General features: G+C 36.8%; 16 protein-coding genes and 1 pseudogene. 4 read left to right on the plus strand and 13 right to left on the minus strand.

The annotated features are described in order from the left end of the window. Positions 1–35: 35 nt before the first annotated feature. Positions 36–1,457: a MocR-like pyridoxine biosynthesis transcription factor PdxR gene (gene pdxR, locus ACIQ0C_RS10375; protein ID WP_403059489.1), complete on the minus strand. Its 1,422-nt coding sequence runs from the start codon at positions 1,455–1,457 to the stop codon at positions 36–38. A gap of 546 nt (positions 1,458–2,003) precedes the next feature. On the opposite strand from pdxR, the gene ACIQ0C_RS10380 reads away from it, so the two are divergent. Next, the gene (locus tag ACIQ0C_RS10380; RefSeq protein ID WP_403059492.1) at positions 2,004–2,630 is read left to right on the plus strand and encodes a LysE family translocator; all 627 of its coding nucleotides are present in this window, start codon (positions 2,004–2,006) and stop codon (positions 2,628–2,630) included. A gap of 96 nt (positions 2,631–2,726) precedes the next feature. Then, complete coding sequence (locus tag ACIQ0C_RS10385) at positions 2,727–3,359, plus strand: MOSC domain-containing protein (RefSeq protein WP_403059495.1); 633 nt, start codon at positions 2,727–2,729, stop codon at positions 3,357–3,359. A 65-nt stretch (positions 3,360–3,424) separates the two neighbouring features. Here ACIQ0C_RS10385 and ACIQ0C_RS10390 read toward each other — a convergent pair whose 3' ends face one another. Further along, positions 3,425–3,730 carry a peptidoglycan-binding domain-containing protein gene (locus ACIQ0C_RS10390; protein ID WP_403059497.1) on the minus strand — a complete coding sequence of 102 codons (306 nt, stop codon included), beginning with the start codon at positions 3,728–3,730 and terminating at the stop codon, positions 3,425–3,427. Between the two features lie 169 nt (positions 3,731–3,899). On the opposite strand from ACIQ0C_RS10390, the pseudogene ACIQ0C_RS10395 reads away from it, so the two are divergent. Further along, positions 3,900–4,606 (plus strand): annotated as a pseudogene (locus ACIQ0C_RS10395) (IS6 family transposase). Positions 4,607–4,768: 162 nt separating this feature from the next. On the opposite strand, the gene ACIQ0C_RS10400 reads toward ACIQ0C_RS10395, so the two are convergent. The 8 genes from ACIQ0C_RS10400 to ACIQ0C_RS10435 all read right to left on the minus strand — a co-directional run bounded on the left by ACIQ0C_RS10400 (position 4,769) and on the right by ACIQ0C_RS10435 (position 15,475). Then, positions 4,769–5,863, minus strand: a complete 1,095-nt coding sequence (locus ACIQ0C_RS10400) for a flavin-containing monooxygenase (RefSeq protein WP_403059500.1) — start codon at positions 5,861–5,863, stop codon at positions 4,769–4,771. Positions 5,864–5,886: 23 nt separating this feature from the next. Beyond that, on the minus strand, positions 5,887–8,442 hold the full coding sequence (locus ACIQ0C_RS10405; protein WP_403059503.1) for a type I polyketide synthase: 2,556 nt from the start codon (positions 8,440–8,442) through the stop codon (positions 5,887–5,889). A gap of 15 nt (positions 8,443–8,457) precedes the next feature. Continuing rightward, positions 8,458–10,236: a fatty acyl-AMP ligase gene (locus ACIQ0C_RS10410; RefSeq protein ID WP_403059506.1), complete on the minus strand. Its 1,779-nt coding sequence runs from the start codon at positions 10,234–10,236 to the stop codon at positions 8,458–8,460. Between the two features lie 22 nt (positions 10,237–10,258). After that, positions 10,259–10,555, minus strand: a complete 297-nt coding sequence (locus ACIQ0C_RS10415) for a phosphopantetheine-binding protein (protein WP_403059509.1) — start codon at positions 10,553–10,555, stop codon at positions 10,259–10,261. Positions 10,556–10,569: 14 nt separating this feature from the next. Continuing rightward, entirely contained in the window at positions 10,570–11,760 is a 1,191-nt protein-coding gene (locus ACIQ0C_RS10420) for a cysteine desulfurase family protein (protein WP_403059512.1), read from the minus strand. After that, positions 11,754–12,125 carry an iron-sulfur cluster assembly scaffold protein gene (locus ACIQ0C_RS10425; RefSeq protein ID WP_403059515.1) on the minus strand — a complete coding sequence of 124 codons (372 nt, stop codon included), beginning with the start codon at positions 12,123–12,125 and terminating at the stop codon, positions 11,754–11,756. The genes ACIQ0C_RS10420 and ACIQ0C_RS10425 overlap by 7 nt, the downstream gene beginning before the upstream one ends. Before the next feature lie 406 nt (positions 12,126–12,531). Beyond that, positions 12,532–13,731, minus strand: coding sequence for a LuxE/PaaK family acyltransferase (locus tag ACIQ0C_RS10430; protein WP_403059518.1), 1,200 nt, complete (start codon positions 13,729–13,731; stop codon positions 12,532–12,534). 145 nt (positions 13,732–13,876) lie between these two features. Continuing rightward, entirely contained in the window at positions 13,877–15,475 is a 1,599-nt protein-coding gene (locus ACIQ0C_RS10435; RefSeq protein ID WP_403059521.1) for an MFS transporter, read from the minus strand. Positions 15,476–15,559: 84 nt separating this feature from the next. Here ACIQ0C_RS10435 and ACIQ0C_RS10440 point away from each other — a divergent pair, with 84 nt between their 5' ends. Continuing rightward, positions 15,560–15,700 (plus strand): hypothetical protein, encoded by a 141-nt coding sequence (locus tag ACIQ0C_RS10440; RefSeq protein ID WP_402838887.1) that lies wholly within the window; start codon positions 15,560–15,562, stop codon positions 15,698–15,700. Positions 15,701–16,167: 467 nt separating this feature from the next. On the opposite strand, the gene ACIQ0C_RS10445 is transcribed toward ACIQ0C_RS10440, so the two are convergent. The 3 genes from ACIQ0C_RS10445 to ACIQ0C_RS10455 all read right to left on the minus strand — a co-directional run bounded on the left by ACIQ0C_RS10445 (position 16,168) and on the right by ACIQ0C_RS10455 (position 18,136). Beyond that, positions 16,168–16,824, minus strand: coding sequence for a carboxymuconolactone decarboxylase family protein (locus tag ACIQ0C_RS10445; protein WP_402838938.1), 657 nt, complete (start codon positions 16,822–16,824; stop codon positions 16,168–16,170). A gap of 119 nt (positions 16,825–16,943) precedes the next feature. Next, positions 16,944–17,372, minus strand: a complete 429-nt coding sequence (locus ACIQ0C_RS10450; RefSeq protein ID WP_402838885.1) for a MarR family winged helix-turn-helix transcriptional regulator — start codon at positions 17,370–17,372, stop codon at positions 16,944–16,946. A gap of 53 nt (positions 17,373–17,425) precedes the next feature. Next, positions 17,426–18,136 (minus strand): 4'-phosphopantetheinyl transferase family protein, encoded by a 711-nt coding sequence (locus ACIQ0C_RS10455; RefSeq protein ID WP_403059524.1) that lies wholly within the window; start codon positions 18,134–18,136, stop codon positions 17,426–17,428. Positions 18,137–18,338 lie beyond the last annotated feature (202 nt).

Consider the following 18,338-nt stretch of genomic DNA (forward strand, 5'->3'; position numbering starts at 1 on the left):
TCCCAATTAAATTGTATTTTTTATGTTTTTTTGTTCTAATTGTCACCATTAAACCAAGCTTTGTTGAGTAATTGAACTCCTTTATCTATTTTTTCTTCTGAAACTCCACCAAAACCCATCATGATTAATGATGAATTAACTTCGCTATCATTCAGTGCATAAAGAGTTGGATCATAAACCCTTACACCGACCTTTTTAGCTTCCTTAACTAATTCTTCTGTAGACCTATACTTAACATTTACTAATAAATGTAGTCCTGCTTTTTGTCCAATAATCTCTATATGATTCCCCATATATTTGTTTAACGCATCCACAAGAGTTTTGTGTTTATTTTCATATACTTTTCTCATTTTTCGTATATGGCTTGTAAAATGCCCTTCATTCATAAGTATATATAATCCTTTTTGAACTATAGACGGTACGGATTGATAGTAATTACCATACATATGATTGTATGCATCCATTAACCTTTGTGGCAAAACAATATAACTTACTCTCACGGCCGGGGAAAAAGATTTAGAGAATGTACCTAAATAAATGACATTTTCTTTTGCATCTAAGGCTTTTAAAGAAGGAATCGGTTGACCTTGATAACGGAATTCACTGTCATAATCATCTTCAATAATAAAGCTGCCGTTTTGATTTGCCCACTCTAATAATAACAATCGCTTTTGGATCGAAAGCACCATTCCATACGGGAATTGATGAGAAGGGGTAATATAGGCTACCTTTGCCTCGACCTTTTTTAGCTGTTCTATATCTATGCCATCTTTTTCAAGTCGGATAGGTTTTATTGACCATCCATGGTTGTTGAAAACGGATTTCGCCCCATCATAGCTCGGATTCTCCATAGCAACTGAACGTTCTCCGTTTTTAGAAAGTAATTGGAGAATAAGGCTAATTGCGTGTTGAGTGCCAGAACAAATAACTATTTGCTCCTCTGAACAGACAACTCCCCGTGACTGAAATAAATAATTCGCTAATTCTTCACGTAGACCCACATATCCCTGTCTTTCTCCTGGACTTAATAATTGTTCAAGTTCATCCGTCAAAGCTTGAGTTAAACAGCGTTTCCAAATTTGGATTGGAAAAAAGTTTACATCTATATCACCGTACTTAAAATCGTATTCGAATGTTTCTTCTTTATTATCCATGGGTACTTTTGATTTATATTTAATTTCCTGTAAAGAAGGAGATAGAACGGGTTGCTCTAATGGGAGTACAACTAGCCCCACTCTAGCCTTACTTGCTACATACCCTTCTGCTAACAATTGTTGATACGCACCGTCTACCGTGTTTTTGCTAATTTTTAATTGGCCTGATAAATAACGAATAGAAGGTAAAAGTGCTCCCTCGGGAATGTCACCATCTTCTATTTTTTGTTTTATGTATTGATACAACTGTACATATATAGGAACACTACTGTGCTTATCAAGTAAGGGAATAAACTCTAACATATTACCTCCTGCTGACTATATGTATTTCTCCAAAGCTGAAATTTTCAAGGAGAATACTCCAATACAATTATTATAACCTATTGGCTGAATTGGTTATAAGGGGGATGCATTTGTTAAAAGGGACAGAATAATTATCTAGAGTTGTTTAATTAAGATGATCTTAGGATTATTATTTGGCATTTTAAATAAAGAAAAGACCATACTTATAAAATCTTTTTTGCACTTCTTTCTTATACCTTACAGTGCTCATACCCAACAGAAGATAAAGAAACAAACTTCTATATCTTTACAGAATAGTTCGAAGTAATAAACTCAACTATATCCCTTCCCTCTGACCCCATCATACTTTAAGAAACTGTGCCTTTTATTAGGGACAATATTCTAATAGACTCTGTTTATCCACCAGTAGACTTCAAGGCTTATCAGTTAAAGAGACATGCTTTATATTGATTAGTTGAGCAAACACATTAAAAACTAAATTTTTTATTGGCCTTTTTAATGCATGCTAGTCTAAGGTGAGATTTTATTAAAGGAGTTCTTTGATATATGTTTGGCATCCATGATTTTACATTATTCTTAATCTCTTCACTAATTTTTATAGCGACACCTGGTATAGATTCTATGTTCGTTTTAAGTAGAAGTATTTCAAATGGGAGAGCAAGTGGCCTAGCTGCATCTGCAGGTATTGCAACAGGTGCATTTGTGCATACCATACTTTCTACTGTCGGCTTATCCATTATCTTATCTCAATCAGTTGTTTTATTTACGGTAATTAAAATTATAGGTGGTATTTATTTGATATACATTGGAATTAAATCTCTCCTCTCGAAAGGTAAGGGAATAAGTATAAAGAATACGTCTAATGTATCTATTAAAAAAAATTATTTACAAGGTGTAATAACAAATGTTGCTAATCCTAAAAACATTCTGTTTTATTTATCGTTTTTACCACAATTTTCATCAGCAAATAGTGGAAATGAATCATTATCGTTTTTACTACTGGGTACAACATTTGCTGTAATAGTGTTGCTGTGGTATGTATTAGTAACATATTTTTCAACTTTAGCGACCAAAACACTTAAAGACAACAAATCCTTTAATAATATTCTTAATAAAGTTTCAGGGATAGTTTTTATAGCCCTTGGGATGAAATTAATGACAGCTAAAAATTGAATTCTATCTGGGACGACAAAACTTGGCTATATAAAGTTGAACTAAAGATACATTGTTTAATTATAATAATTATATGAAAGCGATGTGAAAATCGGATTGAATCGAAAAATTATTACATTGGCCGTTGGAAAACCGAAGGAATATGATTGGAATAATAAAAAAGAGGTTTCGGCAATAGGAAAATCTTTTGTACATGTTGTTGAATTGAAAAAATCCGGTTTAGTCGGTGATGATGTTGCAAACCACAAGTTTCACGGTGGTATTGATCGTGCGGTATGTTTATATCCATTTGAGCATTACTCTTATTGGGAAAAGATATTTCAAAAAAAACTGGCTCCCCCTGCTTTCGGGGAAAATATTACAGCAACAGGGATGTTAGAAGAACAGGTTTGTATAGGCGATATATTTAAAATAGGGGATACTATTCTTCAAGTTACCCAAGGAAGAGTACCTTGTGCAACTATCTCCAAGTATAATCAAGAAAAACACTTTTTAAAAAAAGTGGTTGAAACCACTCTAACTGGTTACTTTTTTAGAGTTTTGGTAGAGGGGTCCATGAATTGCGATTCGGAAATAAATCTTGTGGAAAAAGACTCAAAAGAAATATCCGTTTCATTTGCTACACAAATTCTTTTTCATCGACAACAAGATAAAACATCAATTGAAAAAATATTGACGGTTGATGCTCTTGCAGAGGACTGGAGAAATAGATTTTTAAAATTGTTATAATTTATTTTAAAAATTGTAGGTACACAAAAAAAGGGCCCCTACTCAATACGAGTAAGGGCTCTTAATTATACTGCAAACAATATAGTGAAAGTAGCTTTACCTGCCTTCTTATCTGCAGTAATCTTTTTAGCTTTCTGGAATTTTAATAATGCTGATTCAGTACATTTTCCAAAAATGGAATCAAGTGATCCAGGGATATTAAAGTGCGGCCTGTAGGATCCATGTAAGATGCCTTTTGCGCCTTTTTGGACAGTGACGATTGCCGCCTTAGTTTTAGCTCCCAACTTTCCATCCACAACTAGCTTTTTATTAAATTGTTTATTAAGCTCAGTTTGTAGCTTTGATAAGTGCTGATTAGGTTTTAGGACCATTAAATCCATCCACAATTCCATAGGAGAAGGTTTCAAAACTGGAGAGGCTTGTGAGGGCTTCTCACATTAGTATTGTTGGTTCTGGTGCAAAAACTTCAAGACAATTGCAAGTAATCTCTAAAACTTGGACATACTGATACTATTACTCTAAAAAAGGGGCACGATCAGTATGGAAAAGCAAAATTTGTTTAAATGGAAACACTATCAGCCTGACATTATTTTATTAACGGTAAGATGGTATCTACGGTACAATCTCAGTTTTCGTGATTTGGTGGAAATGATGGAAGAACGAGGCTTCTCTATTGCTCACACAACCATCATGCGTTGGGTTCATCAATATGGTCCTGAGCTGGACAAGAGAGTTCGTCGTCATCTTAAGAAAACCAACGATTCTTGGCGAGTGGATGAGACCTATATCAAAGTCAAAGGACAGTGGATGTATCTGTATCGTGCAGTTGATTCAGAAGGAAATACCATTGATTTTTATCTAAATAAAACAAGAGACCACAAGGCTGCAAAGCGATTCTTTAAGAAAGCCTTGCGGTCTTTTCATGTTTCAATACCTCGTGTGATAACCGTTGATAGGAATCCCGCCTATCCTGTGGCGATTGAAGAGCTGAAGAAGGAGAAAAAGATGCCTTTAGGCATCCAAATAAGAAAAATAAAATATCTTAATAACATCGTAGATCAAGATCATCGCTTCATTAAAAAGCGAGTTCGTTCCATGTTAGGATTAAAGTCCTTTCGAACTGCCAAACAAATTCTTGCAGGAGTAGAAGCTGTGCATATGATGAAAAAAGGACAAACCCTCCAAGGGGAGAAGTCTGTCCGAAATCAAGAAGCCTCATTCATCAACTATTCGGCCTTCCAGCATAAAATAGATTCCACTAAGAAACTTTTCGCCTCTTTATACCTCTTCTGAAGTATTTGCACCAGAACCTTATTAAGAATGTTTTGTGCTATCTGGATATCCAGTAACAACAACTTTAAGGAATAACAAAAAATTATACGTTTTGCAACACCGTCTATAAAACTAATCTACATAGCTGAAAAAGTCTCTTCTTTTTTGATCTGAACCTGTTGTGCATGAGAACTTACTACTTGTTCACTTATAAACTTTGCATCCCGGCCAACCCATCCAATCAAACCAGAGCCGCGGGAAGTCTGCCAAGGCAATCCCAGAAAATACAACCCAGGAACATTACTTATTCCTCTATCTTGAATAACCTTCCCATCATAGTCAAACAGTTCTGGGATTTCAACCCAACTGTAATCTGATATGAATCCCGTGGCCCAGACGATAGTTTTGATTTTCAATTTTGTTTGGTCAGCAAATTCCACTTCATCATTCATCGCTTCTATTGCGCGAGGCTTTACTTTAATAGCGCCTGATTTGACTAGTTTTTTGAGTATAAACCCATACATAGGATCAGGTTTTCCTTTCATTCTCTTACCTAATATTGTTTCAGGCCCCTTTTTTAACAAACCTAATTTATCATACCACCAAAATAAACTTCTTCCTAAAAACTTATACGGCAAATAATTAATCTTAGAACTAATAGCAAGATAAACTTCACGATCTTTTGAGCATTCTACAGCAATCTGCCCACCTGAGCTACCTCCTCCAATAACTAACACCGGACCTTCAGGTAACTGCGAAGGATTATGATATGAAGACGTGTGAATCTGATAAATTTCGTTTGATAAATTTTCAGCTATACTGGGAATATAGGGATTTTGGAATGGACCTGTCGCAATGACTACTTTTTGAGCTTCAAACTCCCCTTGGCTGGTTTCAACCAAAAATCCGGTTGCTGTTTTTTTCATTCTGTATAAATTTGTGTTTAAAGAAACTGGAATGGAAAAATGTCTTTGATAATCTGCTAAATAATCCGCAATCTCATCCTTCGTAGGATAGTCCCACTGATCGCCAGAAATGTGTAATCCGGGTAAGGCACTGTAAAATCTCGGTGTATATAACACAAGTGAGTCATAGCGATAACGCCAAATATCACCAATATTTTGACTGCTGTCAATTAAGAGAAAGGACACATTTTGTTGTTGCAAATAATATCCCAAAGATAATCCAGCTTGCCCCGCTCCAATAACTAGGATATCTATCTTTTTCATCATAATCGTTATACTCCTCAATCCATCTAGATTCCAAACCAACATTTCGTACTCTGCCACGCATACTCAGGCAGATGAACATTTGCTCTCCTTTTTTGATTGAGCGAAATTGTTTCTATCGGATATCCCCTTGTGTAAAGGTGACCTAAACTCTCCAACATAACCGTTTTATCTTGAAAGGAGCATCGCAGGAGAAGCGCTGATTTCCCTTCTAGTCTATCTACCATATTTTCCTGATCCAATAGAGGTTCTGGTGAAATTTCCAAGTAAATGGCATCCCTTTTACTAACCCATGTCTGCAATTGTTGTTCAACGCTAAGGCTAACATAATCTGAATGTACGGCCCTATCATCCATAGATAGTACCCTATGAATTGCCTCCTGTAGCGTCAACAATCCAGTTGCGTAGGAACCACTGATTTCTCCTAAGCCGATTCCTATAAAAGATACTGGATTTATACCCCAGTAATTCCATAAATCAACTAAAGCTACTTGTAGTGCAAACAGTGTGAACTTTAGTTGTTCTGATGAACCCTCCCATGTAGTGTTTCGATTTACAAATAACTGATTCCATATTGAATAGCCAACCTGCTTTTGTATGAGACGGTCTGTTTCTATCAATGATTCACGAAAAACTGCTTCTTGTAAAATCCAAAAGTCTTTGTCCTGTGACCAAATAGGCATCCGGGTTGGAAAAACAAACACTACCTCTTTGCTGTTATCTAAATTTTCTATCATTTTATTTTTCACGTATTCTTCGAGCTTCTTAGCAACTTCTTCTTTGCTTCTCCCGACAACAGCCAACCGAGTCTCATGATGCTTTCTTTGATGAATAAGTGTGCTGCTAATATCCTCCAATCGCTCTTCCTCCGCCGAAGAATACAACAGATAGTCACGCATTCGACTAGCAATAGTCACGAGCGCATCCCTTCCTTTAGCTGAAAGAGGAAATAACACAGGTTGGTCAGAGGTTGTCTGATCCAAAAACGTGCAGCTATTACCTGGAAAAATCCCTCCCAACACCACATGGGCATTGGTTCCACCAAAACCAAATGAACTTATCCCTGCTATGTTTTTATTTACATCAGGCCACGATTGTAACTTTGTTGGAACTTGTAATAAAAGTTCTTCAAATGGAATGTTTGGATTCGGTTCAGCAAAGTTCAAGTGTGGAGGAATCTGTTTATGTTTAATGGAAAGAGCTACCTTAATGAGTCCCGCAATACCAGCAGCAGATTCTAAATGCCCAATATTTGTCTTCACCGAACCTAGACAACAGTAATTTTCAGCATTTCTACCTTGGCTCAACACTTTTCCTAACGCTTTTGCTTCGATAGGATCACCAAGATATGTACCAGTCCCATGTGCCTCGATATAATCAACATCTGTAGGTGAGATCCCAGCGTTTTTATAAGCAGCTAAAAGTACTTCTTCCTGTGATTGTTGATTCGGTGCTGTTAAGCCGTTTGTGCGTCCATCCTGATTCACAGCACTTCCATGAATGACTGCGTAAATGTCATCTTCATCACATATAGCTTGGGAGAACGACTTAAGAATTACCACTCCTACTCCTTCTCCGCGAACATAGCCATCTGCTCGAGCATCAAATGTTTTACAACAGTCATCACCTGCAAGCATACCTGCATTCGCAAAACTGGACGTAATCTCCGGAGATAAAATGAGATTAGCACCACCGACAACAGCCAATGTTGAATCTCCTTGCCAAATGCTCTGGCAGGCATAATGAATGGCAACAAGAGAAGATGAACAAGCAGTATCAATTGCCATACTCGGACCATGAAGATCAAAAAAATATGATATCCTGTTGGCAGCAATACTTAATGCTGTACCAGTAACCGCATAAATATGAGGATCTTGCGATTGAGTGATTTGCATACGTCCATAATCACTGTTGGAGGTTCCAATAAATACACCTGTCTTCGTCCCACGTATTTTCTCAGGATTAATGCCCGCGTCTTCGAAAGCCTCCCACGTTACTTCCAACAGCATACGTTGCTGTGGATCCATTCTAGTCGCTTCCCTTTTAGTAATCTTAAAAAAAGAGTAATCAAAAAGCTCAATATTCTCTACATATCCCCCTCTACGTATCCCAAAATGTTCTCCCTTATACTGATTAATCAGCTTCAAACGTTCAATCGGGAAATCTGAAATCGCATCCTTACCTTCCTTCAACAAATCCCAAAACTCTCTAGGATTTTTTGCTCTAGGAAATCGGCAACCAATGCCTACAATTGCAATCGGTTCTTTTGATATTTGTACTTTTTTATCGGCGGTAAAATTAATTTTGCAATCTTCATTATCACCATTTGACAATGAAATAGCTAATTCCTCAATGCAAGGAAAATCCCAGAAAATTGTCGGTGAAACTTCTTGACCTAACCATTCTGCCAAGTCTCCAGACAACATGACCGCTTCCGCAGAATCCAAACCAAAATTAATGAATGGTTCCCCTGTCTCGATCTCCTCTGGAACTAGTTCCAATCGAGCAGCAATTTCTTCAATTAGCCATTTCTTTATATCTGATGAAGTACGTACATTTAGACTCATTTGTTTACCTTTCATACCTGTGTTTTTAGATTAGAAACATCCATAGGATTCAAAATTGTTTTCTAGATACTTTATTTTTGAAGCATGCCGCTGTATCTTACCACTAGAAGTCTTAGAAATTGTACCAGTTTTAATCAGTATGAGTTTATAAAGTTGAATTTCATGTACTTCCACAACTTTCTTGCGTACTTCAGTAGCAACTTTTTTCAAAAGAACCGCCTCATCCGACTCATTCTGATCCTCTAAATTTTCATTTTTGCCTCTTGGACGGTAGTCACGATTCAGTTCAGCAACTACCACTAATCGTTCTTCCCCATCAACCTCTACCGAGAACGCTGCTACATATTCATCTCGAATAGCCGGGCTGCTCTTTTGAACAGTTAATTCAATATCCTGCGGATAGTGATTACGTCCTCGAATGATAATCAAATCTTTCATTCTACCCGTCACAAATAGTTCTCCATCCATAATAAATCCTGAATCACCTGTTCGTAAAAATGGGCCTTCTCCTGTATCTTTGATGTAAGCCTCAAAAGTTTCAGCAGTTTTCTCTGGATTGTTCCAGTATCCTTTGCATATACTTGGTCCAGACACCCAAATCTCACCGACTTGCAAATCAGTACAGTTAACCAATGTTTCTGGATCAACAATCGCTACCTTTTGTCCGGTATAAACGTGACCACAGCCAATCAACGCACGTGCTTCCTCTGTTGTTTCTGAAACAACCTTCACTTGATTTTGTTCTAACTTTACAGCATCGACGAATAACGTAATCGGAAAATAATCCCTGCTACAAGCAGATACATACAAAGTACCTTCCGCCAATCCATACCCAGGCATGATGCTTTCTTCCCTAAAACCATAAGGAGCATAACACTCCGCAAACTTTCTTAGAGTTTCTAAACGGATCGGTTCCGCACCATTTAGAGCTACACGCCAACTACTCAAATCCAAATCAGTCACCTGCTCAGGTTTAAACTTCTGAACACATAATTCGTAAGCAAAATTAGGACCCCCACTGTAAGTTGCACCGTATTTTGAAATTGTTTGTAGCCACTTTAGTGGACGTTGCATAAAGCTAACTGGAGACATCATAACAAGCTGACTACCCAAATAAGGTGTCAAAAGAATTTTTCCAATCAAGCCCATATCATGAAAAGCTGGAAGCCAGCTCACCGCTTTTGTTTCAGAAGAAAGTTTAAAGTTTTGTTCCATCAGAAAAAGATTATGTAGCAAATTACGATGAGTAACCATCACGCCCTTTGGCTTTGAAGTAGAACCTGATGTATACTGCTGGAAAGCAATCATGTCAGCAGAAATCTCTTTTTCCTGAAATTCGTTAGCTGAAATATCTGAAATAAGATCTGTTGCCTTAAATCTCAAGATGGATAGATAAGGTAGTATAGATGAATTCTTCTTGATTTCGTCGGATATTTTAGAAGTAGTTAAAGCAATAGAAGCCTGAGAGTCAGCAACAATCGCTTGAATTCTTTCCGAAGGACGACGAAAATGAGGCAACGAAGTAGGTACAGCAATCATTCCTGCATATAGACATCCAAAGAATGCTGCAACAAAATCGAGACCTGATGGATAAAGAAGAAGAACGTGATCCCCTGGCTTTCCCATCTCAAGCAACGTTGAGGCAATAGCACGAGCTTTTCTGTCCAAATCAGCAATGGTAAACGTTCTTTCTACCTTTCCAGTGTCATCTAAGTATGTATACATTAACGAATGTGGATCATATAATGCACGGTACTGCAGTAAATTGACAAGATTTGAATGTTGTTCAGCTATATTTACTATTGTCATGTATTATTTCCTCCACCTTTTCCTACTTTGTCTGTTGAAGATGTGAAAGTACGTATTGAGCTAATGTGGCAACCGAATAAAAATGCTTTCTCAAAGAATTGATTTTTTTAATATCTACTTTCATCCCGAACTCCTTTTCGATTCCTTTAACGATATAAAACGTATCGACTGATTCAAGACCCAGTCCTTCTCCAAAAATAGGCTCTGTATCTTGAATATCGCCCGCTGTAATCCCTGTTAATTCCAAATTCTCAATAATTACTTTCTGTTTTATCACATACGAAATATCTTCAATGGTTAGCACCTTATTTGCTTGCATATCCTCACCTCATGTTAGAGTTGTACAAAATTGTTCTGCTCAATAGGAATCATCCGACGAAGCTTTGAAACGACATGCTCTAATGCATTAATCAGGAAAAACACATCATCTTTTTGTGTATATTTTCCAATACTGATTCGGATCGATGAGCGGATTTGTGCTTCTGATAATCCAATGGCGGTCAGCACATGTGACAAAGAAGCTTGTTTGTTCGAACTACATGCCGATCCTACTGAAACAGCAATACCATAAATCTGATTCAAAAGAGCAGCAACTGCTTCTCCCCTGACATTTTCAAAACTAATATTTACAGTATTATTCAAGACATGCTCTTGATCAGTTGAGCCGTTAATGCAAGTGTGAGGAATCCGCTCTATGAGCTGCTTTAAAAGAAGATTTTTATATGCCTGTATCCTTTCATAATCTTCTTTAAACTCCTGACGTATTTTTGCACTTGCTTCTCCCAAGCCAACAATGGAAATCACATTTTCCGTTCCACTACGCAATCCATTCTCTTGAGATCCTCCATGAAGGAGTGGTTCAAGTGCGCGTGATTCTTTTAAAAAAAGTCCCCCAATTCCTTTTGGACCGTAAAATTTATGCCCAGAGAATGAAAGGGCATCTACCCCTAATTCTTCAATATTAATACGTATTCTTCCAACAGCCTGAACGGCATCGGTATGAAAAAAGATACCGTAGCGCTTAGCAATACTCGCGCATTCCTGTATGGGCTGAATGCTTCCAATCTCATTATTTGACATCATTAGTGAGATGATTCGGGTGTGCGGGAGAATTGAGCGTTCAAGATCATCCACGGACACAAATCCATTTTTATCCACTTCCAAATAAGTGATTTCAGCGTTGAAATACCTTTCTAAGTATTTGCATACTTCTAATACAGAAGGATGTTCAATCATCGATGTAATTACATGAATGGGATCAAATCGAAATTGTTCAATCCATCCTTTTAAAACCCAGTTATTAGCTTCCGAACCTCCCGATGTAAAATATATTTCATTTGGTTTCGCTCCAATAAGGGCTGCGATTTCTTCACGAGACTTCTCTATCTTCTTCTTGGAACTACCTCCATACTGATGGTTGCTTGACGGATTACCGAACAATTCAAATGCTTCTTTTGACATAGCCTTTGCTACACTATCATCTATAGGGGTTGTTGCATTGTAATCAAAGTACGTTCTCAACATGCATTCGTCCCTTCCGGTATACCAAGTTGTTTAAAGAGCTCTTTCATGATATCCAGACAATGCATTTGATTTGGCTCTAATTCCCCAAGCAAAGCCTCGATTTCTGTCTCGGAAACGGCAGACAAATCGGAAATACACTTATTCTGTATAAATTCACTAAACACACTGACTGTGGCGATAGATGTGGCACAACCATAAGCTTTATATCTGACGTCCGTAATTTCTTGATTATTGTTGTAAGCAATATGAAGGATGATAGTATCTCCACAAACAGCGTTGCCAATTTTAATAACGCGACTTGGATGCTCTAGCTCTCCAATATTACGGGGATTCATAAAATTTTCTGTAATAATTTCGTTGTACATTTTTAGCCTCCTTTACTTCATCCATAATCATCTTATTTGGAAAGTGCTAAGAACTTTGCACCTCTTCGCGACAAGAAACCTAAATCCATACCGATGAGTGAAAGCATCGATTAGCACCAATCGCGAAGTGGTGCATCGTTTTTTATCTCGTTTCTCTTCTAATAGATCTCTAATTTTCTTTTCGATATTCTGTAGGACTTGCTCTTCTAATTTTAAATACCCACTGTACGGAAAAGCTTATATCATCTCCTCATTTTTGAATTCAGTCATTCAACGATGTAGGAGACTCTAGTCCTTAGTTCCCAAGCAGTCTACTCTACTGACTTTTCTGTTTCTAAATAAGCTGCCTTGCTTTAGAATGCTTCTATTTTCTCATTCCCTGTTATATATATCCAAATTTAGTCTGCTAACAAAAACAACTCACAGAGAAACCTTCTCCGCCATCGCTCTTTTCATTTTCATCCATGTGCTTTTCTAAATTGATGGCACAGCAACCGATTTCCGCCCCTTTAATTCGAAATAAATAGTTGATCCTTTGTCCATTTCGACCACAGGAGCAGCCTTCATCTTTAGACAGAAAAACTAGATCTTCCGTAATAATAAATCCTGGATACGATATGGAGGTAGGGTCTAAGATTACTAGTCTTCCTACTTCCCCATCTTCTACTTCTTTACTGAGATCTTCCATGGCCCGTACAGAAAAATGTACCCAAGGGGGAACATGTTTTTCATGTTGTTCGCACTCAATAGCCATAAAATTAGTTTCAACCAATCCATACATATCTCTCACTTGATCTTCCTTGATACCTAAATACTCAGCACATTCCTTATTAAATTGTTCTCTATCTATCTCAACGCCCGTATATCTTTTCCATCCACCTAGAGTAATTACTTTTGTTTTTCGATCCAGTTTCAGTCTGATATCATTTTCTCTTAGATAATTGAGCAGTCGGTCAATCATAAACGGAGGTCCAATAAGATGTCTGGTGTGAATTCTTTCCCATCTATTTAATAACTCTATTACCTCTTCTGGAACAAAAGTCGCTTGCTTCACTACATTATGGCTTCCATCCATCAATCCAGAGAACATGCTCAATACTTTGACCATCCCCATTTCCGGCATTTCCTCAGCGGATGGTGCCAAGAAGATTGCTTCTCCGTCAAAAAATTTGAAGAACTCTCGATACATAGCGTAAATCCCTAATACAGTACGGTTGATGGTTGCTTCATCCCGTCTGGAGATACTAGGAATACCACTTGTTCCTGAACTTCTTAGTTCGTGTTCAAGAGACGCAATAGATTTGGTCAACAATTGGTGAGAGTTAACATCTTTAAATCTTGCTACGTGTATCCCTGGAATTTTCACGAGATCCTTAAATGTCTGCACATCATCAGGAGTCACACCCTGTTCATCACAGAGGCCTCGGTAATAGGCATTATTTTCGTAATGAAATTTGAAATTATCATAGATTAGGTGTGCCTTGATTTCCTCAATTTCTTTTTCTGGTCGTGTATAAATGTCTTTTACAGACGAGATAACTGCCCCTACTGGATCAATCCCCAAATTGTTCATATTTTTTACCACTTCAGCAAAATAACTACCCATTAATCAAAACCACCTTTTTTTACCTGTATTGTATTTATTTTCCTTAAATACAGGATAATATTAGCTGCATTTCAAAAAAATGTAAATAATAAATTGGAATTTTGGTGAAATAATTTAATCCATCTCCAAAATCACTCTTTTTTAGCTATAACCGAAATGATTTTTTTAGTAAAAACATCGCTGAAATACTAAAGAAAATGGATAATAACATTCCGAAAATAAATGCATAATGAATAGCAGTTACCTTATTTTTCTGTTCCTGATCTCGCAAATCTGAAATCATCTTTTTCCATTCTCCCAGATTATTCTTACTGATTTCGAGCGATTCCAAATGGGATGTATAATTTCTATCGAAAAACGATACCTGTTGTGCTTTTAAAGCATCTGTTAGTTTACTTTTTTCATACGTTGACAAAGAAGTTGAATGAATTTGTTGAATAGAATCTTGTATCGAAACCATAGAGAAATGATTAAAGGATGTCATAATCACACTAACAAAAAGAGAAACACCAATGGCCCCTCCAACATTTCGTACCATTGCAAAAATACCTGATGCGACAGAAGACTGTGAAGATTGAACAGAAACGGTGCTGACAGTTAAACTGGTAACTGCAATCATGGCAATCCCAACACCAATGACTCCAATTCTCCACAATATGGATAGTGTAGGTGTGTTTACTTCAAGACTTGTTAAAAGATAAAAACCGATAACACTGATAATATAACCAATTATCATAGGGACAAAAAAACCGAAGCGATCAATCAGTCTCCCCGTAACCGGAGCAGTAATCAGCATCGCTGCAGATAATGGTGTAATAAAATAGGCTGCTTGCAACGACGTAAATTCCATAGCTTCCGTAAGAAGGATCGGCAAAATCATCATCATACCGCTTAAAAGAATTCCACCTAGTAAATTCGATATCAGCCCAACTACATACAACTTATTGGTGAATAATTCAAAGTCAACTAACGGATAAGAGATCTTATGTTCAATCCAATAAAAAACTCCTACCCCTAGTATGGAAAAAGTAAAGCCGCCTATTATTGGCCAGGACATCCACCCAACATCCGGCCCTTTAATAACAGTGTAAATAAGAACAAAGAGTGTAACACTCAATGTAATTGTCCCCCAAACATCAAAATGGAGCGGTTGTGTCTTTTCTCTTAAATGTTGAAATATTCTTTTATTTAAAAACAAAGCAATTGTAATGACAGGAAGGTTAATGTAAAACATCCAACGCCAATCAGAAACCTCTGTAATTACTCCCCCCAAAGCAGGTCCAATTGCTATCGCCAATCCACCTACTGCTCCCCAAACCCCCATGGCAGAGCCTACTTTTTCAGGAGGAACTGCAGTACGAACTAGACTCATACTGGTTGGTATCACAATCGCTCCGCTAATCCCTTGAAAAAAACGAAAAAGGATAAGCATCTCCACATTAGTGGAAAGCGCGCAAAAAAAAGAACTGAGCATAAACATAACCAAGCCTATGTTGTAAAATTTAGCTCTCCCTAACATATCTCCGATTTTCCCCATAAAAACAAGAAAAACCGCTACAGTAATGACGTACGCATTTATTATCCAAGATGCCATTCCTAAGTCAGTGCTATATTCTTTGATGATGCTTGGCAACGCAATGTTTACAATACTTCCATCTAAGAAAATAATAAAGAGCGCTAAACTAATAGTAAAAACTTGTTTCATGCCCCCATAGCCCGATGAATTTTCGCTTAGTTCAGCCAAATTATTTCCACCTTTCATTTTTATATGGAAATTAAAGTAATATTTGTTTAATATTGTAATAAATAATAAAGTGAGGTGATAGTTATGAGCAACAAAGAAAAAAAAGAATTTGAATTAAAATGTCCTATGTGTTACATGGCGGATTTTATTGTTTGGGCAAACGAGAAAAGAAAAAACAAAAAGAATGCAAAGAAATCACCGCAGATTCCTTGTGACAAAAAGTAAAAAAGAATTTTAAAAAGCCCATCGACCCTTTTTAGATTCGGTGGGCTTTTTCCACGATCTTTCTAGAAAACAAACCTAGTTCTTAGTTTAATTTCTATATGACTATATCAAGTCGTTTAATATATCATTGTAGTTTTTTCCCCATTAACTTTGCAAAAAAACGCATACATACTTTTGGCATAAATCTCGAGAAAATACGAACACATTTATCAATCAAGATTACCCCTCCTTTTATTTAGCTTTCTAACTATATAATTACAATAATATCCTTTTATATATTTTTTACAACTTATTTAATCGGTTAATATTTGAGTTTTATTTCGATTTCTAAATTATAATCTACACTACGGTCTGTTTTTGACACAGATTATCGGAAACAGGTAAACGATAATCCGACGTATATAAGAAAAGTTTCAAATTAAAGAAACCCGACCTAAATGACCAAGTTTCTTTAATTATAATAATGTTTAGTGCTTTTCAAAACACGTCAAAGAATTCACGCTGTGAGTGAGAACATATCCCGCATTTGCAACGCCCGCAACCATAACCGCTTCCAAAATCTCTTCCATTTCCCCACCAAGTTTCTTATAGTTTTGAGTATGGACCTCAATACTATAGGCGCATCCAGTCACTTGAGCGACTGCCACGGCAATAAGTTGCTTAGTCTTTGCATCGATATTTCCTGAAACAAGTACATCTGTATTAAATACTTCAAAAGATTCCACTGCCTTAGGTAACGCCGTCTTAACTTCCTTGAATTTATCCATATAAGTTTTCAAATAAAGGCTATCACTTGCTTCTCCCTTGAAAGCATTTAATGCATTCACACTTTTTAAAATGACGGACTCAGCGTTTACTACGCCCGCAACCATAACTGCTTCCAAAATCTCCTCTACTGTTCCGCCGTGACCTTTGAATTTTTTTGTATGAACATCGATGCAGTAAGGACACCCTGTTACATGCGTAATAGCAACAGCGATCAGTTCTTTGGTTCTAGCATCAATTAAACCAGGAGAAAACGCCTCATTCATAAAACCAAAAAAAGCATTCGCTGTTTTGGGCGCAAGCTTTTGAATATCAGAAACTCGCTCCAAGTTAGACCGTTTGTATAAAACATCATCCATTTTAATCAATATTATCCCTCCAAAAAATAGAAATCATTAGCTCCCATAAATTATGGTATCTAAATATTTTTGGATTGTCAATATTTACAATCTTATAACAGATGGAAATAAGCGTTTTGTTATATTTCAATATTTTTATGCACACGCTGAAGCCATAAGCGAAGTATCATAGTCTCTTCAGGCGAAAACCCCTTACGAACTATGACTTCTGCTTTCTCGACAATAGTCAAGCATCTTTCCTCTAGCGCTTTTCCTTTGTCCGTCAAATACATAAGATTTGCCCTTGAATCATTAGGATCCACTCTTCTAATAATAAGTCCTTTGTTTTCAAGTCCTTTAATGAGATTAGTTATTGACGCTGGCGTAATTCCTAAAGTCTGTTGAACTACTTTCTGGCTGGTACCGTCACTTTCCCATAAGATAAGCAATACACCTAATTGTGAATTCGTTATGTTGTATTGTTCTAACTCATGATCTAAATAATTACAAATTGATCTATAATTCCTTTTTAACCAAAATCCTATCCAACTTTTCATTTTTTTGTCCATATTGATTTCCTCTCATAAGAAAAGTAAAATTCTAACTTTATTATAACAAAGTCTTATATAACTTGTTCTATTGCTTCTAGGTCCATTAATGTTACTTCCTCGGGAAATTGCGCCTGTATAGTACACGCTGACAAGGTATAACCTTCTGCCAAATTATACTGCTTAAAAAACCAGCGACAGGGACTTTCATTGCATGCAAAAATAATCTCCCCGTTGTTTTTTTTGGTTATGGAAAACGAATGAAAAGGTTGGAACAAGCCTTTTCCCACAGCCTTTACATAGCTTTCCTTTAAGCTCCATAAATCAAAAAAATAGTTTTCTTGTTCTTCCCTTGGCTTCCTCAAAATTTCTTGATATTCCTTATCCGAAAAAATGCGTTCAGCGATGTGAATATCAACAGGGCGAATTTTTTCCACATCAATCCCTATGGGGGCTGTATGGAATATTGCCACTACCCACTCACCTGAATGAGAAGCATTGAAAAAAAAAGACTTTGAATTCTTTAACGACGGTTTCCCATATTGATTATAAGTAAATTTAATTTCTTCATTTGGTATGTTAAATTCTTTACTTATGACCGCTCTCACTAATAGTTCAGAGAACAGTGAGCGCATTGCATCCTCCTTTCGAAAGAATCGACTTACTTTCTCCATTCGTTCTTTTGATACTTTTGTGCTCCATTTTAAAAAAATTTCCGGTTCAATTTCTCCTGGTATCTTAAGCGCAAAAATCTTGATCAATTCTATTATCCTCCCTCTGTACAAATGATGACGTTATTATTTCCCTATCGATTCCCTCGATAAATTTCTGTTCGACTTCTTCTTTGTTGTAAAAAAAGTGATCTCGCGATAACGAATAAAGTTCATTCTCGTTTACTAAATCAATAATTCTCTTCGCATTTCCCCAATCTTCACACTGTATATAGGTTACGATTAGGTTTCCTGTGATGACATATTTTCTTTCTTC

The organism is Peribacillus sp. NPDC096448, assembly GCF_044762675.1.
Taxonomy (GTDB): Bacteria; Bacillota; Bacilli; order Bacillales; family DSM-1321; genus Peribacillus; species Peribacillus frigoritolerans_B.

Excerpts from the sequence above, each read along its gene's own strand:
- ACIQ0C_RS10445 (WP_402838938.1), bottom strand. The coding sequence starts at position 16,824 with ATGGATGATGTTTTATACAAACGGTCTAACTTGGAGCGAGTTTCTGAT.
- ACIQ0C_RS10410 (WP_403059506.1), bottom strand. The coding sequence starts at position 10,236 with ATGACAATAGTAAATATAGCTGAACAACATTCAAATCTTGTCAATTTA.
- ACIQ0C_RS10390 (WP_403059497.1), bottom strand. The coding sequence starts at position 3,730 with ATGGTCCTAAAACCTAATCAGCACTTATCAAAGCTACAAACTGAGCTT.
- ACIQ0C_RS10440 (WP_402838887.1), top strand. The coding sequence starts at position 15,560 with ATGAGCAACAAAGAAAAAAAAGAATTTGAATTAAAATGTCCTATGTGT.
- ACIQ0C_RS10400 (WP_403059500.1), bottom strand. The coding sequence starts at position 5,863 with ATGATGAAAAAGATAGATATCCTAGTTATTGGAGCGGGGCAAGCTGGA.
- ACIQ0C_RS10405 (WP_403059503.1), bottom strand. The coding sequence starts at position 8,442 with ATGAAAGGTAAACAAATGAGTCTAAATGTACGTACTTCATCAGATATA.
- ACIQ0C_RS10430 (WP_403059518.1), bottom strand. The coding sequence starts at position 13,731 with ATGGGTAGTTATTTTGCTGAAGTGGTAAAAAATATGAACAATTTGGGG.
- ACIQ0C_RS10450 (WP_402838885.1), bottom strand. The coding sequence starts at position 17,372 with ATGGACAAAAAAATGAAAAGTTGGATAGGATTTTGGTTAAAAAGGAAT.
- ACIQ0C_RS10420 (WP_403059512.1), bottom strand. The coding sequence starts at position 11,760 with ATGTTGAGAACGTACTTTGATTACAATGCAACAACCCCTATAGATGAT.
- ACIQ0C_RS10425 (WP_403059515.1), bottom strand. The coding sequence starts at position 12,125 with ATGTACAACGAAATTATTACAGAAAATTTTATGAATCCCCGTAATATT.
- ACIQ0C_RS10380 (WP_403059492.1), top strand. The coding sequence starts at position 2,004 with ATGTTTGGCATCCATGATTTTACATTATTCTTAATCTCTTCACTAATT.
- pdxR (WP_403059489.1), bottom strand. The coding sequence starts at position 1,457 with ATGTTAGAGTTTATTCCCTTACTTGATAAGCACAGTAGTGTTCCTATA.
- ACIQ0C_RS10415 (WP_403059509.1), bottom strand. The coding sequence starts at position 10,555 with ATGCAAGCAAATAAGGTGCTAACCATTGAAGATATTTCGTATGTGATA.